The 15,465-nt window shown below is 68.6% G+C and carries 15 protein-coding genes; 1 reads left to right on the top strand and 14 read right to left on the bottom strand.

Features of this window, described 5'->3' with window-relative positions; genetic code table 11:
* Positions 1-48: 48 nt before the first annotated feature.
* Positions 49-924, bottom strand: a complete 876-nt coding sequence (gene dapF, locus QSK52_RS33825; RefSeq protein ID WP_285740069.1) for a diaminopimelate epimerase — start codon at positions 922-924, stop codon at positions 49-51.
* A 292-nt stretch (positions 925-1,216) separates the two neighbouring features.
* On the opposite strand from dapF (QSK52_RS33825), the gene QSK52_RS33820 reads away from it, so the two are divergent.
* On the top strand, positions 1,217-2,083 hold the full coding sequence (locus QSK52_RS33820; RefSeq protein WP_285740068.1) for a helix-turn-helix domain-containing protein: 867 nt from the start codon (positions 1,217-1,219) through the stop codon (positions 2,081-2,083).
* On the opposite strand, the gene QSK52_RS33815 is transcribed toward QSK52_RS33820, so the two are convergent.
* The 13 genes from QSK52_RS33815 to QSK52_RS33760 all read right to left on the bottom strand — a co-directional run bounded on the left by QSK52_RS33815 (position 2,074) and on the right by QSK52_RS33760 (position 14,889).
* Positions 2,074-3,195, bottom strand: a complete 1,122-nt coding sequence (locus QSK52_RS33815) for a fatty acid desaturase (RefSeq protein WP_285740067.1) — start codon at positions 3,193-3,195, stop codon at positions 2,074-2,076. The genes QSK52_RS33820 and QSK52_RS33815 overlap by 10 nt on opposite strands.
* Before the next feature lie 73 nt (positions 3,196-3,268).
* Positions 3,269-4,267, bottom strand: coding sequence for a diaminopimelate epimerase (gene dapF, locus QSK52_RS33810; RefSeq protein WP_285740066.1), 999 nt, complete (start codon positions 4,265-4,267; stop codon positions 3,269-3,271).
* A gap of 102 nt (positions 4,268-4,369) precedes the next feature.
* On the bottom strand, positions 4,370-5,272 hold the full coding sequence (locus QSK52_RS33805) for a hypothetical protein (protein WP_285740065.1): 903 nt from the start codon (positions 5,270-5,272) through the stop codon (positions 4,370-4,372).
* 693 nt (positions 5,273-5,965) lie between these two features.
* Positions 5,966-6,859: an SsgA family sporulation/cell division regulator gene (locus tag QSK52_RS33800; protein WP_285740064.1), complete on the bottom strand. Its 894-nt coding sequence runs from the start codon at positions 6,857-6,859 to the stop codon at positions 5,966-5,968.
* Positions 6,856-7,755, bottom strand: a complete 900-nt coding sequence (locus QSK52_RS33795) for an RNA polymerase sigma factor (RefSeq protein ID WP_285740063.1) — start codon at positions 7,753-7,755, stop codon at positions 6,856-6,858. The genes QSK52_RS33800 and QSK52_RS33795 overlap by 4 nt, the downstream gene beginning before the upstream one ends.
* Positions 7,756-8,125: 370 nt before the next feature.
* Positions 8,126-9,315, bottom strand: a protein-coding gene (locus tag QSK52_RS33790) for an IS3 family transposase (protein WP_285740062.1) whose coding sequence is annotated in 2 segments (ribosomal slippage) — positions 8,126-9,051 and positions 9,051-9,315 — 1,191 coding nt in all. Because the reading frame shifts where the segments join, the coding sequence is not laid out codon by codon here.
* A 156-nt stretch (positions 9,316-9,471) separates the two neighbouring features.
* Positions 9,472-9,900, bottom strand: a complete 429-nt coding sequence (locus QSK52_RS39580) for a methyltransferase domain-containing protein (protein ID WP_352230344.1) — start codon at positions 9,898-9,900, stop codon at positions 9,472-9,474.
* Positions 9,837-10,586, bottom strand: a complete 750-nt coding sequence (locus tag QSK52_RS33785; protein ID WP_285740061.1) for a transposase family protein — start codon at positions 10,584-10,586, stop codon at positions 9,837-9,839. The genes QSK52_RS39580 and QSK52_RS33785 overlap by 64 nt, the downstream gene beginning before the upstream one ends.
* Positions 10,587-10,773: 187 nt before the next feature.
* On the bottom strand, positions 10,774-11,115 hold the full coding sequence (locus tag QSK52_RS33780) for a hypothetical protein (protein WP_380276922.1): 342 nt from the start codon (positions 11,113-11,115) through the stop codon (positions 10,774-10,776).
* A 32-nt stretch (positions 11,116-11,147) separates the two neighbouring features.
* Positions 11,148-11,405 carry a hypothetical protein gene (locus QSK52_RS33775; RefSeq protein WP_285740059.1) on the bottom strand — a complete coding sequence of 86 codons (258 nt, stop codon included), beginning with the start codon at positions 11,403-11,405 and terminating at the stop codon, positions 11,148-11,150.
* A gap of 399 nt (positions 11,406-11,804) precedes the next feature.
* Positions 11,805-12,209: a DUF6009 family protein gene (locus QSK52_RS33770; RefSeq protein WP_285740058.1), complete on the bottom strand. Its 405-nt coding sequence runs from the start codon at positions 12,207-12,209 to the stop codon at positions 11,805-11,807.
* Positions 12,206-13,858, bottom strand: a complete 1,653-nt coding sequence (locus QSK52_RS33765; protein WP_285740057.1) for a DNA primase family protein — start codon at positions 13,856-13,858, stop codon at positions 12,206-12,208. Before QSK52_RS33765 ends, QSK52_RS33770 begins: the two co-directional genes overlap by 4 nt.
* Positions 13,855-14,889 (bottom strand): bifunctional DNA primase/polymerase, encoded by a 1,035-nt coding sequence (locus QSK52_RS33760; protein ID WP_435053434.1) that lies wholly within the window; start codon positions 14,887-14,889, stop codon positions 13,855-13,857. Before QSK52_RS33760 ends, QSK52_RS33765 begins: the two co-directional genes overlap by 4 nt.
* Between the last annotated feature and the right edge of the window lie 576 nt (positions 14,890-15,465).

Here is a 15,465-nt window from a genome sequence, read left to right as displayed (position 1 = left end):
CCCGGACGTCGGGGCCCCGCCCCGGGGCTGGGGCGGGGCGGATGGAAGTCAGGCGTGCTCGTCGCCGGTGCGGCCCATGCGGTCGAGGTGGGCGGTGCCGTCGGCGACCAGGACGGCGGGGCCGCTCAGGCGAAGGGTTCCGTCCGGTTCGGCGTGGACGGTGAGGCGGCCGCCGGGGACGTCGACGGTGTAGCGGCCAGCGGGCAGGTTCGGGTCGCGGTGGCGGGCGGCGGCAACGGCCGCGGCGGCGCCGGTGCCGCAGGAGCGGGTCTCGCCGACGCCGCGTTCGTGGACGCGCAGGGCGAGGTGGGCGGGGCCGCGGGTGGTGACGAACTCGACGGTGACGCCGTCGGGGTAGGCGGAGGCGGGTTCGACGGTGGGTGGGGTGAGCAGGTTGCCGGCGTCGGAGAGGTCGTCGACGTGGACGACGGCGTGGGGATTGCCGACGTCGACGTGGGTGGCGGGCCAGGTGTGGCCGTTCGCGATGACCTTGATGTCGTCGGGTCCTGGCAAGAGGGGGCGGCCCATGTCGACGGTGATGCGGCTGCCTGGTTGCGCGTCGGGGATGTGGACGCGGCGGACGCCGGCGCGGGTGGCGATGGTTAGGGTGCCGGGCTCGGCTCGGCCGGTGGCCAGGAGGTAGCGGGCGAAGACGCGGATGCCGTTGCCGCACATCTGCGCGGTGGTGCCGTCGGGGTTGCGGTAGTCCATGAACCACTCGGCCTCGGCGGCCATGGCGGCGGCGTCGGGGTGGGCGGCGGAGCGAACCACGAGCAGGAGGCCGTCAGCGCCGATGCCGTTGCGCCGGTCGCACAGGGCGACGATCTCGGCGGGGGCGAGGCCGAGCTGGCCGTCGGGGTCGGGCACGAGGAGGAAGTCGTTCTCGGTGCCGTGGCCCTTGGTGAAGGGCAGGGAGCGGGTCACTGGGGTCTCGGGGGCTTTCTGCAGGGCGGGCCGCGGCCCGGTCGTCCTCACGGGAGCCTGCGCGCTCGAGGCGCAGGGCTCTACAGTGGACCTTCACGCAAGTGCGACGCAAGTTCTTGACGCAAGTGCGTGAGCCGCTAGGTGAAGTTCTCGATTTGAATCCGGAACTTTTATTCGCCCGATCGGCCGGACCGGACCGGAGGACCCCATGGCAGGCCGCATCCCTCATCAGGCAGACTTGCGTCACGCACTTGCGCCGCGCAAGAACACGCCTGCCCGAGGAGTCCGCCTAGTGAGCCTGAGCAACCCGCTCGACTCCCGCATGCACCTGGGCGCCGAGCTGCGCCGTCTGCGCAAGAAGCGCGGCATGACCATGCGGCAGGTCGCCGACTTCCTCGACTGCTCCGAGACCCGCATCTCCCGCCTGGAAACTGGCAAGCTCACCGGCGCCGTCCTCAAACCGGGCGAGCTGCGCCGCCTGGCCGAACTCTTCGGCGTCAACGACCAGGGCGACGTCGACCAGCTCCTGCACCTGCTCGGCGAAACCGAGCAGACCGCTTGGTGGGAGCCGTACGAAGACGTTTTGCCCAGTGGCATGGACGCCCTTCTCGGCCTGCAGACTTCCGCGACCGACGAACTGGCGCTGGAACTGGTGCGGATCCACCCCCTGCTGCAGACCGACGCCTACTTCCGCGCCCTGCTCGCCGAAGGCCGCACCCACAGCCCCTACGCCATCGACCGCCTGGCCGACTTGCGCGCCCGCCGCGCCGAGGTCCTACACCGCGGAGAGGGCCCGCTCAGGCTGTTCCTACTGCTCGACGAAGCGGCCCTGCGGCGGCCTGTCGGCAGCGCCGAGGTAATGCGTGAGCAGCTGGAGTGGCTCGTTCGCGCAGAACGGGAACTCACCAATGTGCGGGTGCGCATCGTGCCCTTCGGCATCGGCGCGCACGCTGGGATGTCCGGCGCGTTCTCGCTGTTCAAGTTCACGGACCAGCCAACCGTCGTCCACGTCGACTCTCCCGCCGGCCCCCTCCTGCTCAACAGGGACCGCGACGTCCAGGACCTCACCCAGGTGTTCGATCACGTGTTCATCAGGGCGCTCAGTGCCCGAGGATCGCTCGACCTCATCACCCAGATCATTGAGGACTGCTACACCTGAGAAGCCGTGGGGGAGGGTGCAGTGCGCTCCCGGCCCGGTGCCGCATCCGACACTCCCCCTCGCGCCCTTCCTCCGCCCAGTGCGCGCCAGTGCCGGGTGATGACGGCTTCACCGCCCAGCAGCAGGCCGGGAGGAGCGGCCGCGGGCATGCCCAGCGCCTTCTCCAGGGCGGGCAGGTAGTTCCACCGGACCGCCGGGTGCGCGGAGTGCGCGAAGTGGAACAGGTCGCCGTAGGGCAGCCAGGTCCCGCGGGCGAGCAGCGCCATCGCCGGGCTGCTCGGGTACAGGCGCAGGCACCGCCCCGCTTCCAGGGCAACCGGCCCGGGCCCGGCGGGCGGGGCGGCGTCGAACCAGCGGTGCTCGACAATCAGGGACATCCAGGCGAGCTGCGGGTAGAGCAGCAAGCGCGGGACGGCGAGGCCGAACACCCCGGCGGGCCAGCCGCCCAGGATGAGCGCGGCCGCCAAAACGGCAGCGAGGGCCGCGGTGCGGCTCCAGCCGTGGATGGCGGGCCGTACGTTGGCCGCGATGGAGCGGCAGGTCGCGGCGAGACCGGCCGGGGTGAGGGGGAAGACGATCCCAGCGGCATAGCGTGCCCGGGTCGTGCCGGGAAGCAGGCCAGCCTGCTCCAAGTCGGCGAGGTTGGGGTCGACTCCGGTGACGGTGGCGTTGGGGTGGTGCTCGCGGACGTGGCGGCGGCGCCGGTCGGCGACCGGGCCCAGGCCCAGCGGCAGGTGCACGCAGGTCTCGGCGAGGAGGGTGCCCAGGTGCGGGGAACGGGTGAGGACTCCGTGGACTGCGAAGTGGCTGACTTCTTGGAGGTGGCGGAACTTCACCGCCATCGCCAGCGCTGCTGCCGCCCAGCCGGCCGATCCGGCCGCGGTGGCCAGCATCCACCACCCTGCGATCTCCGCGCCGTGCCCGGCCATCAGCAGGACGGGGGTGATGTCGTTGGCCCGCTGGCGCTGGAGGTCCATCAGGTCGCGCCGCGTGAGGGCGCGCTGCCGGGCGGCGCGGTGAGGGCTGAACCACCAGCGGTCGGCCTGGCGCAGGGCGACCGCCCCCGCGATGAGCAGCAGGCAGCCCTGCACTCCCAGGTGAACTACTCCCATCGGATTCCCTCCCCCTGCGCGCTGCCGGTCCAGGCGGGCCGGGCGGCGGGGAGGGGGAGGGGCCGCGGGTCGCCTAGAGCTCGGACGCGCTGACTCCGGCAGCTTCCAGTGCCTTCAGATTGTCCTTGTACAGCAGATCGAACGCGCTGATTTCGGACAGGTACGTCTCGCCGGGGACCAGGTCGAGCGGGGCGTCGCCCAGCAGCGCCTCGGGGTCGAGGTCGACCTGGTAGACGACAGTGGCGTTGCCTTCGAGGACGGGCTGCCACTGGCCAGCCTTCTCCTGCAGCCACACTCGGGCCGGGCCGCCGACGTTGCGGATGACCACGGCTTGGTCGGCGTCGGCGAGGCCGAGGCGGGAGAGCACCGCGCGCGAGGCGGAGTTACCGGACCCGCACGAGGGGGTCAGGCCGGCGCCGCGCTCGAAGGTCCGCACGAACACCTCGCCGTCGGCGATCGGCTGGACGAAGGAGACGTTCGCGCCGATCGGGAAGTCGCTGGTGAGGTCGGCGACGCGGCTGCCGGTGGCGACCAGGTCATTGCGGTCGTAGGAGTCAACGACGCTGACCAGATGCGAGTTCGGCATCGCGACCGCGGTCGCCTGCAGCGAGGGGTGGTAGGCGGGCAGGACCTGTCCGACGAACGGCGAGGCCACGTTCGCGACGATCGGGTTGGCAGGGGAGAAGTCGGCCGGCGGGAGCTCGACCGCGACCTGGCGCACGCCGTGCGGCGTGGTCTCGGCTGCGCGCACGGTGAAGGTATAGGGGCCGGTGTTGACCGTGTAAGACTCGGCGCCGTGGCGGTCCAGCAGCAGGCGGCCCGCGCAGCGCATGCCGTTGCCGCACAGCAGCGCGGGCGAGCCGTCGGGGTTGAAGAACCAGGCCTGGGCGGTGCCGTCTCCGTGGTCGTCGACGAAGTACACGCCGTCCGAGCCGAGCCCGGTGCGGCGGTCGCACAGCTTCGTCACCGCGCGCACCAGGTCCTCGGAGCGCCAGTAGAGGTCCGGCGCGCCGTCGATCACGAAGATGTCGTTGCGGGATCCGTGGGTCTTGGTGATCGAAAGTCGGGACATGGAGAAGCTGCTTCCTGCCTTGCACCGGCGTGGGCCGCTCGGCTCGTTGCCTTCCATCGTACCGAGGCGGTGATCATCCCCCGCGGGCTGTCCGGCAGGCGGTCAGAGCCGCTCGACCGCTTCGGCGGCCTTGGCTTCGTCCCACGCCGCGGCGTCCAGCATCGGCCTCGCCACGGCCTCGTAGGCCTGCAGGACGAACGGGGCTGCGCCCGCGCCGTGGCCCCAGATCGACTCGAACCGGCCGGTCCACCGGTCGACCTGCTTGAAATAGACCGAGGAGCGGCCGCGGGTGTAGTCAGCGTCGCCTTGGTCCTCCTCCACCAGCACCGCGGCGCGGGAGACGACGACGAAGTCGACGGCCTGGTCGGCGCGCAGCCGGTCGCGCACCGCGATGCCGCAGGTGACGCCGAGGGAGCGGTGGTGGTTGACCAGCTGCAGCAGCGCGCGGGCGTAGTCCTCGCGTACGAGGTCGGCCGCGTACGCGATGAACAGGCGGTTGATCGTGCCGCCGGCCTCGATCAGGCGCCGGTTGACCGCCAGGTACTCCCGGCGCTGGGTGAGCAGGTTCGGGTTCGTCGTCAGGTCCGCGGCAAGCACCCGCTGCGGTTCGGTGCCCGAGTCGATCAGCGACTGGAACAGCAGCACCGACAGCCGCGGAACCTCGCCCGCGTACACCTGCAGGTGCCCGTCCGCGATCTCCCCGAAGTCGGAGATCAGCTCGCGCTCCAGCTGGCTGCGTACGAGGTCGAAGTACTTGGCGTCGTCCATGTTCCGGTTGTTGGCCCGGCGCAAAGTGATGTAAACCCGGCGCATCCAGATATGACCGGTCACCAGGAGCAGTACGAGGGCGGTCTCCACGACGACAACGGCGTGGAGGCTGATCGAGTCACCGAGCCAGCCGACCAGCGGCGTAGCGACGCCGATGAAGCCGAACACCCCGTTCACCAGCGGCGACGACAGCAGATCGGCAACCCTGGACGTCGCATCCCGACGCGGCTCAGCCATGTTCTCGAATCCCCCTGCTCCCCAACCCCGGACCTTCGACCGTCGATAATCCCGGACCTGGCAGTAGCTCGACAAGTACGGGTGGTTCGGAGCAGCGTACGGATTGGCGCGCCCACGGGGCTGGCAGAGGACAGAGGTGGCCTCTTCTTCCTCTCCTATGGCGGAGGCCTGGCCCGTGTTCTACCTCCCGCCAAGGCCTGGGCGCGTGAATCCGGCACTCTGTAGGCGTTCCTCGCCCACGCCGTATCCGCCTCGGAGCGCCACCCCAACGAAGCGTGGTCGCTGCACGCCTCCACCCTCTCGACCGCTGCCGATACCCTGGAGCTGCTCAAACCGAAGGTGGCTGGCAAGCCGAACCCCGACCCTGCGGGCTGGCTGATCCTGCTATCCGCTGACTGCCTCATGGCGTTGCACCGGGTCCGCAACGCGTTGGCACGTCTTCCACCATCAGCTCGGCGCCGACCTGACCGTTGGCAGCAGGGCAACCTCGAAGACGACTATGTCGACGCCACCGTCGACACCAGCAGCTGGACTCAGGTCCTCCTGTCCACCTCCGCCGACAGGCATCCACCGGCCTACCGCACCCGCACCTCCTTACAGGTGGGGCCGCCCTATAAGTCGGTGGCGGCCCCGGCCCTGTAGATCTCGGGAAGTAGAAACCCTTCGTCAACTGGGAGAGGGGAGAATCAACGGTTACTGCGCCGATGGGGGCTGGCGGTTGAGGTGGTCGAGGATAATTTCTTCCGAGTTTGCGGAGTTCAGGATCGATGACTCCGATCCAATGGAAACTACTGTTTGAGTGCGCCTCAGAAACGCCTTCACTGCATTCCGGTCCAGGCATAGCAAGGCGTCACCCTCAGGCGAACTGAGAGAGACGTAGAGATTTGGCGCTCGTCGCATCTCACGCAAGCTTGAGGGCACTTCGAAGCCAGCTTGGCCACCCCTGCTGCTTGCTCGTTCCGGGATCTTGAAGCCTGGCCAAATCTTCACATCGCCCGTTCCTGCGACCTTTCTGATCCCCTCATAGATAAGACTCCGACCAAAGGTCCAGGTGACATTTTCCGTCCCCGGGTTCACGCACATGAGGATGGCATATGGATCGCTTGAACGGTATGTGAGAGTCGCAGGCATCCTGAATTCTTCCTCGCCAAGGAGCCGAATGATCAGGCCTGCCTCAACCGTGATGACGCCGTCCATGTCGGTAGTCGTGATAAGTCGATCATAGGGGCTACCCTTTCGATACCTCTTTGACCCCATTTCCATCGAATTAGCGCCAACTGCGGGCTCCAGAAGCGCGCGGTGCTTGGCGATGGTTCGGCGGGACCCAGCGCTAGCTCGGCTGCGGAGGGAACGTGCGCCGGGCGTACCCAAGGAGCTCTCCTCAATGTCTTGCAAGAGCTCCAGGACTCCAATCACTGAAGGGCTAATGGTCAGCGGCTCAACGGTAGTGCTGCGCAAAGCCCGGCGTGCGCGGCGGAGCTCAGCGAGGCACTCGTCGATGTCGGAAGTGCCGGAACCGGACCGGATTCCTTCGAGCTGTTCAATTGCATTTTCGACGGCATCGATGTTGAAGTTCGACTGGCTCACTTTCCCTCCCCTCTCGGGCTACCGTTAATCGGCACGAAGGTTGTTGGACTATCGATCGATTCTTTGGATTTCTGCCTCCGCAGGCGAGAGAGCCTCATCGCGACGGCACCTGCCGACATATTTAGATGTTCACCGATTTCTTTGTTGCTATAGTCGTTCATGGCAAGAAATGCGGCTGTCCTAGTTGCACCATCAGGGATGCTTGATAGGACTCGACTGACAAAGTCCTTGGCCTCGATGGAAGCCTCAGGTGATTCCTCGGCTGACCCTCTGATATCCGAGATTTCATGAATGTCTTCGGGGATGGTTGGCGGCCTGCGGGAATGTTCGCTAGCCCACCTTTCGTAAACCGCACCGAACTCCATGGCTGCAGCTCCGACAAAATATGTCTTGAGCGAGGCGCCGCGATCAGATCTCCAACCGCCGTTAACCATTGCATGCTCGCGAAACGTGCGGATCCCTCTAGCGATAGTCTCGCAAGCCAGTTCCTCGCGTTCGTCTCGGTCTTGTCGCAGGACCGTCAAGTCTGCACCGCCGCGACGCTTCACGGGGCGACCGCGCGCTGCGCATTGCGCGAAAATCTCTCCTGTGTACAGCCAGTTCATAAGAATTGGAAGTGCATAGGTGGCTAGCGCATCAGCGAACAGTTCCCACTGCAACCCAGCGAAGCCAGAGGACTTAAGACGCTCGTAGAGTTGCTGATCACTCTTGCTGCGCGCTCGGTCGGCTTCTTCCGACGAGAGCTGTTCCTGCTGAAGGCGCTCCAGGTCGGGGGCTACCTGGACTCGGAACAACCCGCCGGCCGGGAGAACGGATCCCGTTGCCTGCTCTGCCAGCTCGTCACCACCCGGCGACAACGTCGGCGGGGGCGGCACCCCGGGCTGCTCATCTCGCATGCCTCTCCTAGACCTGTCGGAACCTGCTCTCCTGTCGATACGACATAGGTGGTGCCCTCGCGGATCCATCACGCATGGGAGGCAAGTTTTTCGACACACCGATCGGCGTGAGGTAGTCCTGGACCTACCCCCTAGGTCTCAGAACAACGCCCTGCCAGGGCGAAGGCCCAGCGAAACGCTTGGGTCGGCAATCAAGGAGAAGTCGGAGTGGCTATGTCGGCGATCATCCTCAGCGGCCTAGGAGCGTTCATCGCTGTCCTCTATGCGGCTGAACGGATCCCTGGCGCAATCGCAAGGTTGGTGCTCGCATGCATCCCTCTGGTGGAAGCGGTGAGCTGCCCCGAGTTTCGTGGAGTCCGTGATCGTGTGATCAGGCGGTCTGCGGGACTTGCTCCAGTTGCGCCAAGTAGGCCTGCTCGTATTCGTCGGGCGGGATGTAGCCGAGGGCGGAGTGGAGCCGTTCGCCGTTGTACCACGCGACCCACTGGAAGACGGCCCGCTCGACTTCGTCGAAGTCCCGCCACGGTCCCTGATGCTCGATCAGTTCGGCCTTGAACGTGCCGTTCAGGGCCTCGGCCATCGCGTTGTCGTACGAGTCGGCGACGGAACCGACGGAGGCCGAGGCGCCGGCCTCGGACAATCGCTCTGTGTAGCGAATGGACACGTATTGCGACCCGCGGTCGCTGTGATGAATGAGGCCGGCGTCCTTCTTGATCCGCTGCCGCCACAGCGCCATCTCCAACGCGTCCAGCGGCAGGTCGGTTCGCATGTGGGTGGCGGCTTGCCAGCCCACGATCCGGCGGGAGTACGCGTCCAGGACGAATGCCACGTAGACCCAGCCCGACCAGGTGCGGATGTAGGTCAGGTCGGCCAGCCACAGCTGGTTCGGCCGCTCGGCGGTGAACCGGCGGTTGACAAGGTCGGGCGGGCGCGGCGCGGTGGGCTCCGGGATCGTGGTGCGGCGGCGTCGGCCGCGGATGACGCCCTCGATCCCGATGTCGCGCATCAGCCGCTCGACCGTGCAACGGGCCACCGCGTGGCCGGACCGGACCAGCGCGCGGGTGATCCGGCGGGCGCCGTAGGTTCGGCCCGAGTCCTCCCACGTGGCCGTGACCAGGGAAATCAGCTCCTCGTCGCGCAGACGGCGGGCAGATTTCGGCCGCGTTTTCCGCGCGAAGTACGTCGACGGAGACAGCTCCAGCACCCGGCACACGGGATCGACCCCGAAGCCCTCTCGCAGGTGGTCGATCACCTGCTCGGCCTCGTCCGGGGACGGTCGATCTCCTGGGCAAAAAACACGCTGGCCGCTTTGAGGATCTCATTGGCTCGTCTCAACTCGGCATTCTCTTTGCGGAGTTGCTTCAGCTCCTCCAGTTCGGAGCTGGTCGGGCGGTCGTCGCGCTCACCGGCGTCGGCCTCGGCCTGACGGACCCAGGACCGCAGGGCCTCCTTGTGGATGCCGAGGTCGCGGGCGACATGCGCCACCGGGCGGCCGGTCGAGCGGACCTCGCGGACGGCGCGCTCGCGGAGTTCATCAGGGTACTTACGTGGTGCTGGCACAGCTCGTGCTTCTCCTTACGCCTGGATCGTAACCCAGGCTTCAAGGACTCCACGCAACCAAGAGCAGCTCACAGAGCTCAGAAGCCTTCGCAGGCAGCTGAAGACAGGCAGCGCCGAAAGCGGATCAAGAGAAACGCACTGATCCAGAACTATTGACTATTGCTCGGTCAGCGCGGAGGCAGCGATCAGTCCAGGGATCGCGCGGCCCATCCTGCCGTCCGCGTGATCCATCCACGGTTGCCGATCATCCGCAAAGGCGTGACAGACCCGCCGATCCAGGTCGACAGGCGTGCCCCCGACCATGATCGAGTCGAAGTCGACGTGTGCAAGAACCAGCCGACCCCCTGGTTTGAGCAGTCGTGCGGCCTCTCTGATGAGTCCTGCCGGGTCGGGCAGACACTCGAGCACGTTGTACGAGACGACGGCGTCGGCGCTGCTGTCCGGCCACGGAATGGGCCGCTGCAGATCCGTCTGTCCGAGCTCGACGATCCCCTTGTGGCCAGCCAGGTGAGTGAGCCTTTTCAGCGTTGAAGCTCGAGGGTGAGGACGGCCTTGGCTGCTGACGTCAGCCAGTTCGGGCTGCATCGGGCATGACGGAAGATTCTCCAGCGCTTGAGCGTGGCCACGCCTCGCTCGACCGGGTGGCGGAGCCGGGCGTGAGCTCGGTTCAACGACCGCTGTGCAGGGCTGAGTTCCTTGCGGGCTGGACGTCTGGTCGGTACGGCGAAGGTGCTGCCGGCGCCGGTGTACGCCATGTCGGCCAGGGCCGGGACGCGGAGTCGGACGCAGGTCTTCGCGATGCGGTGGGTACGGGCGGCGGTGAGGTCGTGGGTGCGGCCGGGCAGGGCGCGGGAGATCCACACGAGCTTGCCGGTCGGGCCGGTGATGACCTGGTGGTTCACGCCGTGGCGGCGGTGCTTTCCGGAGTAGTCGGCGCGGCCGTCGCCGACGCGGTCGCACTCGGCGAGGGTGCCGTCGATCAGGACGTACTCAGGGTCGGCTTCGCGCAGTGCCTGCGTGAGGCCAGGTGCCCTTTTGGCGAGGAGGTCGGTGACCTGGTGGACGTAGGCGTGGGCGGTGCCGACGCTGATCCGGAAGCCGGCGGCGATCTGCGCGAGGGTGTCGTGCTTGCGCAGGTAGACCAGCGCGACCAGGGCTCGTTGCGAAGGGCGGAGCTTGCAGCGGCGGTCACCCTCGCGGGTGACGATGAGCATGGTGACCCACTCGACGAGGGCGTGCGGCAGGTCCAGTGCGGCAGGATAGATGACCAACGAGGCTTCCTGGCTGGTTGCTTGAGACGTGAGACATCTCGCTCAACCGCCCGGGAGCCTCGTTCGTTCTGCCCTCATCCCGAACACCCGGCCGTCACCCGATCGGTGGCCTCCCTGAAAAGGCTCAGTGACCGGTGTGCCGGTCAGCCATCCAGCGACGCGGATTGCGCACCGCTGCGGGCTACGGCTACGGGGTGAGGTCGATGACGCGGACCGGCTGGCCCTTCCAGCGCTGCGGGTCGACGGTGGCGACGAGGGCGCCGGTGGGCCGCTCGGGGGTCGGGGCGGCGGCGTAGCGGGTGTGGGCCTGGGCCCAGGTGGTGTCGGCGGCGAGGGCGAGGACGGCGGGCAGGTCGAGGTCGAGGACGGTCAGGGCGGGTAGGGCGGCGAGGTGTTCGGCGGTGCCGGGGCGTTCGCGGTCGGCTTCGACGAGGGCGCAGGCGGGGGCGTAGAGGTGCCAGCCGGCTTCGGCGTGGGCGCGGTGGATGAGGCGGGAGGCGAGGAGGTTGCCGCGGCCGGCGGCGACCATGGCGGTGTCGTCGAGGACGACGTGCGTGTCGGTCACAGGCCGGCGGCCTGGTCGAGGCGGCGGTCGAGTTCGGCGTCCAGGTCCGCGGCGTGGACGGCGTCGGGGTCGTAACCGTTCCAGGCCTGGAGCTTCTGGCGAGCCTGCTCGGCGCGCTCGGCGCGCTCGGCGGGGGTGAGCTGGGTGTCGGCGAGGCGGGCGAGGTAGGCGCGCAGGGACATGTGTTCACCGGCGGCGAGAGCGGCGAGGCGGTCTCGGGTCTCGGCGGGGATGCGCACGTTGGCATCGGCCACGGTGCTGTTCCTTCCCTCTCGGCGCTACGGGTACGGGTACGTACCCGTACCCGTAACAGTAGCAGTACCCGGGCGGATCGGTCCCGGCCCTGCCCGCGGCCCGCCGATGCGGGTCGCTTCCCTCGACGGGAGCACCGGTGCTCGCCCAGGACGCCTCCCTTCCCCTGCCGTCGCACGAGCAGCGCCGGATGCCGGCCGAAGCCGTCCCGGCGCAGCGAGGCCGGCCACCTCCGTCACCGCCCGGATCGAGGGCGACCCGAAGGTCAGCGCGGCCCTCCCCCAGCAGGTCGGCGCCCGCCCTGTCCCGGGCCGGACGCCGAGGAGAGCTGGTCCGGGGCGGACCCCGCAGCACCGTATGAAGCCTTGCCCACCGTGGCCCGCTGCACTGGTTGCGACAGATCAGGTGCGTGGGAGCATTATGCCGAGTTCGACCATGGCGGGTGAGGCTGGGCCGCCTTGGGAGCGTTCGGTCTTGTCGCCTTTGACGGTGGGGGCGATGGTGCGGGGGTCGACGGCTTCGGAGGGGGCACCGGTGGCGTAGAGGCCGTCGGGTTCGGTGTCGCGGTCGTGGGGCAGGAGCCAGAAGACGCGGCGACGGAAGGTGCCGGAGACCCGGGAGGAGCGGGCGGTGGGGCCCAGGACGGCGTAACCGACCATGCGGCCGGCGCTGTGGTAAGGGGGTTTGCCCTTGCGGGAGTTGAGGCGCTCGAGGGACTGGCGGACGTAGTCGAGTTCGGCGATGTCCTCGAGCCAGACGATGTCGGTTTCGTGGGCGAGGTCGGCGGGGTCGATCAGGGCGCTCACGGCTGCGGCTCCTCGTCGGCCAGGAGGCCGATCCCGGGGTAGTACTTGCGGGAGTTGGACAGGACCATCTGTTTCGGTGAGGTCATACCCAGTGTGTCGCGTACACGTGCGGCGAATGCGCGGGCGCTGGCGGGGTTGGCGCCTTCTTCGGCACACCAGCGACTGTAGGCGCTGTAGAGCTGGGACTGCTCGGCGCGCAGGCCGTCGGCGATCTTGCAGGCGTCGGTGAGGAAGCGGCCGGTGCTGTCCTCGGTCTCGGCATAGGCGGTGGTGGCGAGCTGGACGCTCTGGGGGCCGGTGAGGTCCTTCTCGCCGGCGAAGTAGCGGCGGGCGCCGGTGACGAGCCAGGCGAGGATGCCGGGGCCTTCCTCGGAGGCGAGGAGGCTGGCCAGGTTGTCGATCTTGCGTTCTTCGGCGACGACGCGCTCGAAGGGGATCAGGCGCATGCGGCGCCAGAACGCGAAGCCGCCCGAGTTGACTTCGGGGCGGTGGTTGCCGAGCAGCCAGAGCTTGTGGGTGGGGGTAAAGGAGAAGAAGTCCTGGCGCATGCGGCGGGCCTTGATCTTGTCGCCGCCGGTGAGGAGTTTGAAGCGGCCCTCGTCGAAGCGGTCGCCGGGCTTGAGCTCGGAGCACAGGATGATGCGCCGGCCGTGGAGTTCGGCGAGGTCGGTGGGGTGGCTGTCGAAGGCCTTGGCCATGAGGAAGCCGGGCGGCGCGGCATCCGCGTAGTCGCCCATGAGCTGCAGCATGACGTCCAGGAGGACGGACTTGCCGTTCTTCCCCTTGCCGTAGAGGAAGGGCATGATCTGGGCACCGACGTCGCCGGAGATGGAGTAGCCCAGGCACAGGTGCAGGAAGTCGATCATCTCGCGGCCCGCGGGATCGGTGCCGAAGGTGTCCTCGAGGAAGCGGGTCCAGCGCGGGGTGGGCATGTCGACGGGTGCGACGGTGGTGGAGCGGGAGTGGCGCTGGGTGCGGGGGTCGGGCGCCGTCATCAGGCCGGTGCGCAGGTCGACGACGCCGCCGGGGGTGCACAGGGCGTAGGGGTCGGCGTCCAGGGCGAAGGCGTGCATGACCATGCCGGGGGCGGCCTTGGCCTGCTCCAGCATCGCGGTCATCCCGCTGGTGGACAGGGCGCGCTTGCGGTGGCGGCGCAGTTCGGTGGTGGTGTAGGTGCCGGTGGGGTCGTGCAGGGCCAGTTGTTCGGCGAGGTCGCCGGCGGCCCACAGGACGGTGTCGGTCTCGTCGATCTCCCACCGGTGGCCGGCCCACCGGTACCAGCCCAGGCCGGGCACGTAGCGGTAGTCGCCTCCGTAGAGGCTGACGAAGAGCTTGGCGTTGCCACGGTCGCTGAGCGAGTCGGGCAGCAGCCCGGCGGGGGTGGCGGTGAGCGTGGGTGCGGGCAGGGAGAGGTGCGCGGTGGGCCGCGGCTGGGCCTGCAGGGCGGCGGGCAGCCGGTTGTCGGCAGGGGCGGCAGGGGCGGCCGGGATGTCGAGGAGGCTGTCTTGCACCGGGTCCAGGACTGGGGTGTGGCGGGCGGGTGGGTTGGCGGGGTCGGCGGTGGGGGGCGATGGGGTGGCGGCCAGGATCTGCTGGGCGGCTGCCACCGGGTCGAAGGGGCCCGTCCCCGGGGTGTCGGAGGGGTTCATGCGCGTCCTCGCGGATGGAGCGGGCTCCGGGTGCCTGCGGCGAGCCCCGCCCTGATGATCGTTTCGCTGCGGCGGTGCTGGTGGGGCCGGGCAGTCGCTGCGGCCTGGCGCAGGAGGTCCTCGGCCTGGTCCTCGGTCAGGTATCCGCCGGCGACGAGGCCTCCGGCGGTGAAGGCTGCGCGGTTGAGCTTCTCGGAGAATCCGGTGCCTTCCGCGGCAGTGGAGCAGGCTGCGACGTCGTCGAGCAGGCCCGCCAGCATGGAGTGCGCCGGACTGCGGCCGCCCGCGGCCGCGATGGCCTGGCGGGCTCTGGGCGGGGGCCCCTGCGGAGCAGCCGTGGCCGGGGCGGGCGGGTCGGTGTGGTGGGTGCGAAGGAGTTCCGCGGCAAGCCAGGTCGGCAGCGGCGCGGGTGTGCGGGTCTGTCCGATCGGGGTGTAGGTACCGGCGGTCGTGGTGGTGCCGGGGGCGATGATGTAGCCGCCCTGGGCGCGGACGTCGACCTGCCAGGCCAGGGCCCGGGTTTTGCCGGAACCGGAGGAGGACCGGATCGGGAGGTGGGGGTGGGCCCGGTACCAGATGTGCGTACCACCGGAGGGAGTTCGCACCCTGAGGGTTCCGCTGTCGTGGGACGGGTCGGGCTGGCCTCGTAGGGCGGCGAGGAGGGCCAAGGTGTGGAAGCCGTTGGCGAGACCGGTGAGGTCGACGGTGTCGGGGATGGAGATGCCGGGCAGGAGCCGGTCACGTTCGGGGACGGCCTGCTGGTGGGCGTCGACGTCGATGACCACCAGGCCGGCCGGTCCGCAGGCGATGCCGACGCCGAAAGCGGGGTCGAGGGCCCACCAGGCGTCGATGACCGCCGGATCGGTCGTCGCAGCAAGGAAACCGTGGCACCACCGGCCGGCGCCGCGGCACGGGCAGTTGGTCGCGGTGTGGCTGCGGGTCGTACAGATGGCGCAGTTAGCGGCGGGAAGTTTGCTTCCCGGCGTGAGGGGGTGCACCGGCCAGCCCTGGGCCGCGCACCACCGAGCCACGGTGAGGGGGCTGGCGGGCGGGGTGTTCGTGGGCGTGCTGGTGGGCACCTCAGCTCTCCCTCCCCTGGGCCGTACCTGCTGCCTTTATTGGGTCGCCGACACATCTTCCCTGGTCAGAGCGCTCGCAGCGACCGAAGCGACTGAGTTTCCAATATGGAGGAACAGACTAGCCCAGGGGAGAGGCGCCCCGTGTGTCGCTCCGGCTTTTGCCTGCAGCGACCGAAGGTGGGGTGCAGCGACTGAGTCGTTTCAGTCGCTGCACCGGACCTCGGAGGAAACCTGCAGCTCAGAGGCGTTGTGAGGCCAGTTCAGCGACTGAAGCGACTGAAGGTCGGGTGTATGAACGCGTACGCGCGCACACGAATGTCTGATATACCCAACCCCGAGTCGCTCCAGTCGCTGAAACACGGGCATCAGGGCTCTGACCAGGCGTTTTGAGCAGCTACCGACCTCAGCGACCGGAGCGACCGAGCTCATTCCAGTCGCTCCGCGCCGCACCGACTGAAGCGACCAAGGAACCGGCATGAACCACCATCTGCTGCTTCTCGGGCGTGTCGCCTGCAAGCAGCCGCACAC

Origin of the sequence: Kitasatospora phosalacinea (genome assembly GCF_030268885.1) — a bacterium.
In the GTDB taxonomy this organism is placed as follows: domain Bacteria; phylum Actinomycetota; class Actinomycetes; order Streptomycetales; family Streptomycetaceae; genus Kitasatospora; species Kitasatospora phosalacinea_C.
This window is presented reverse-complemented; position numbering and strand designations above follow the sequence as displayed.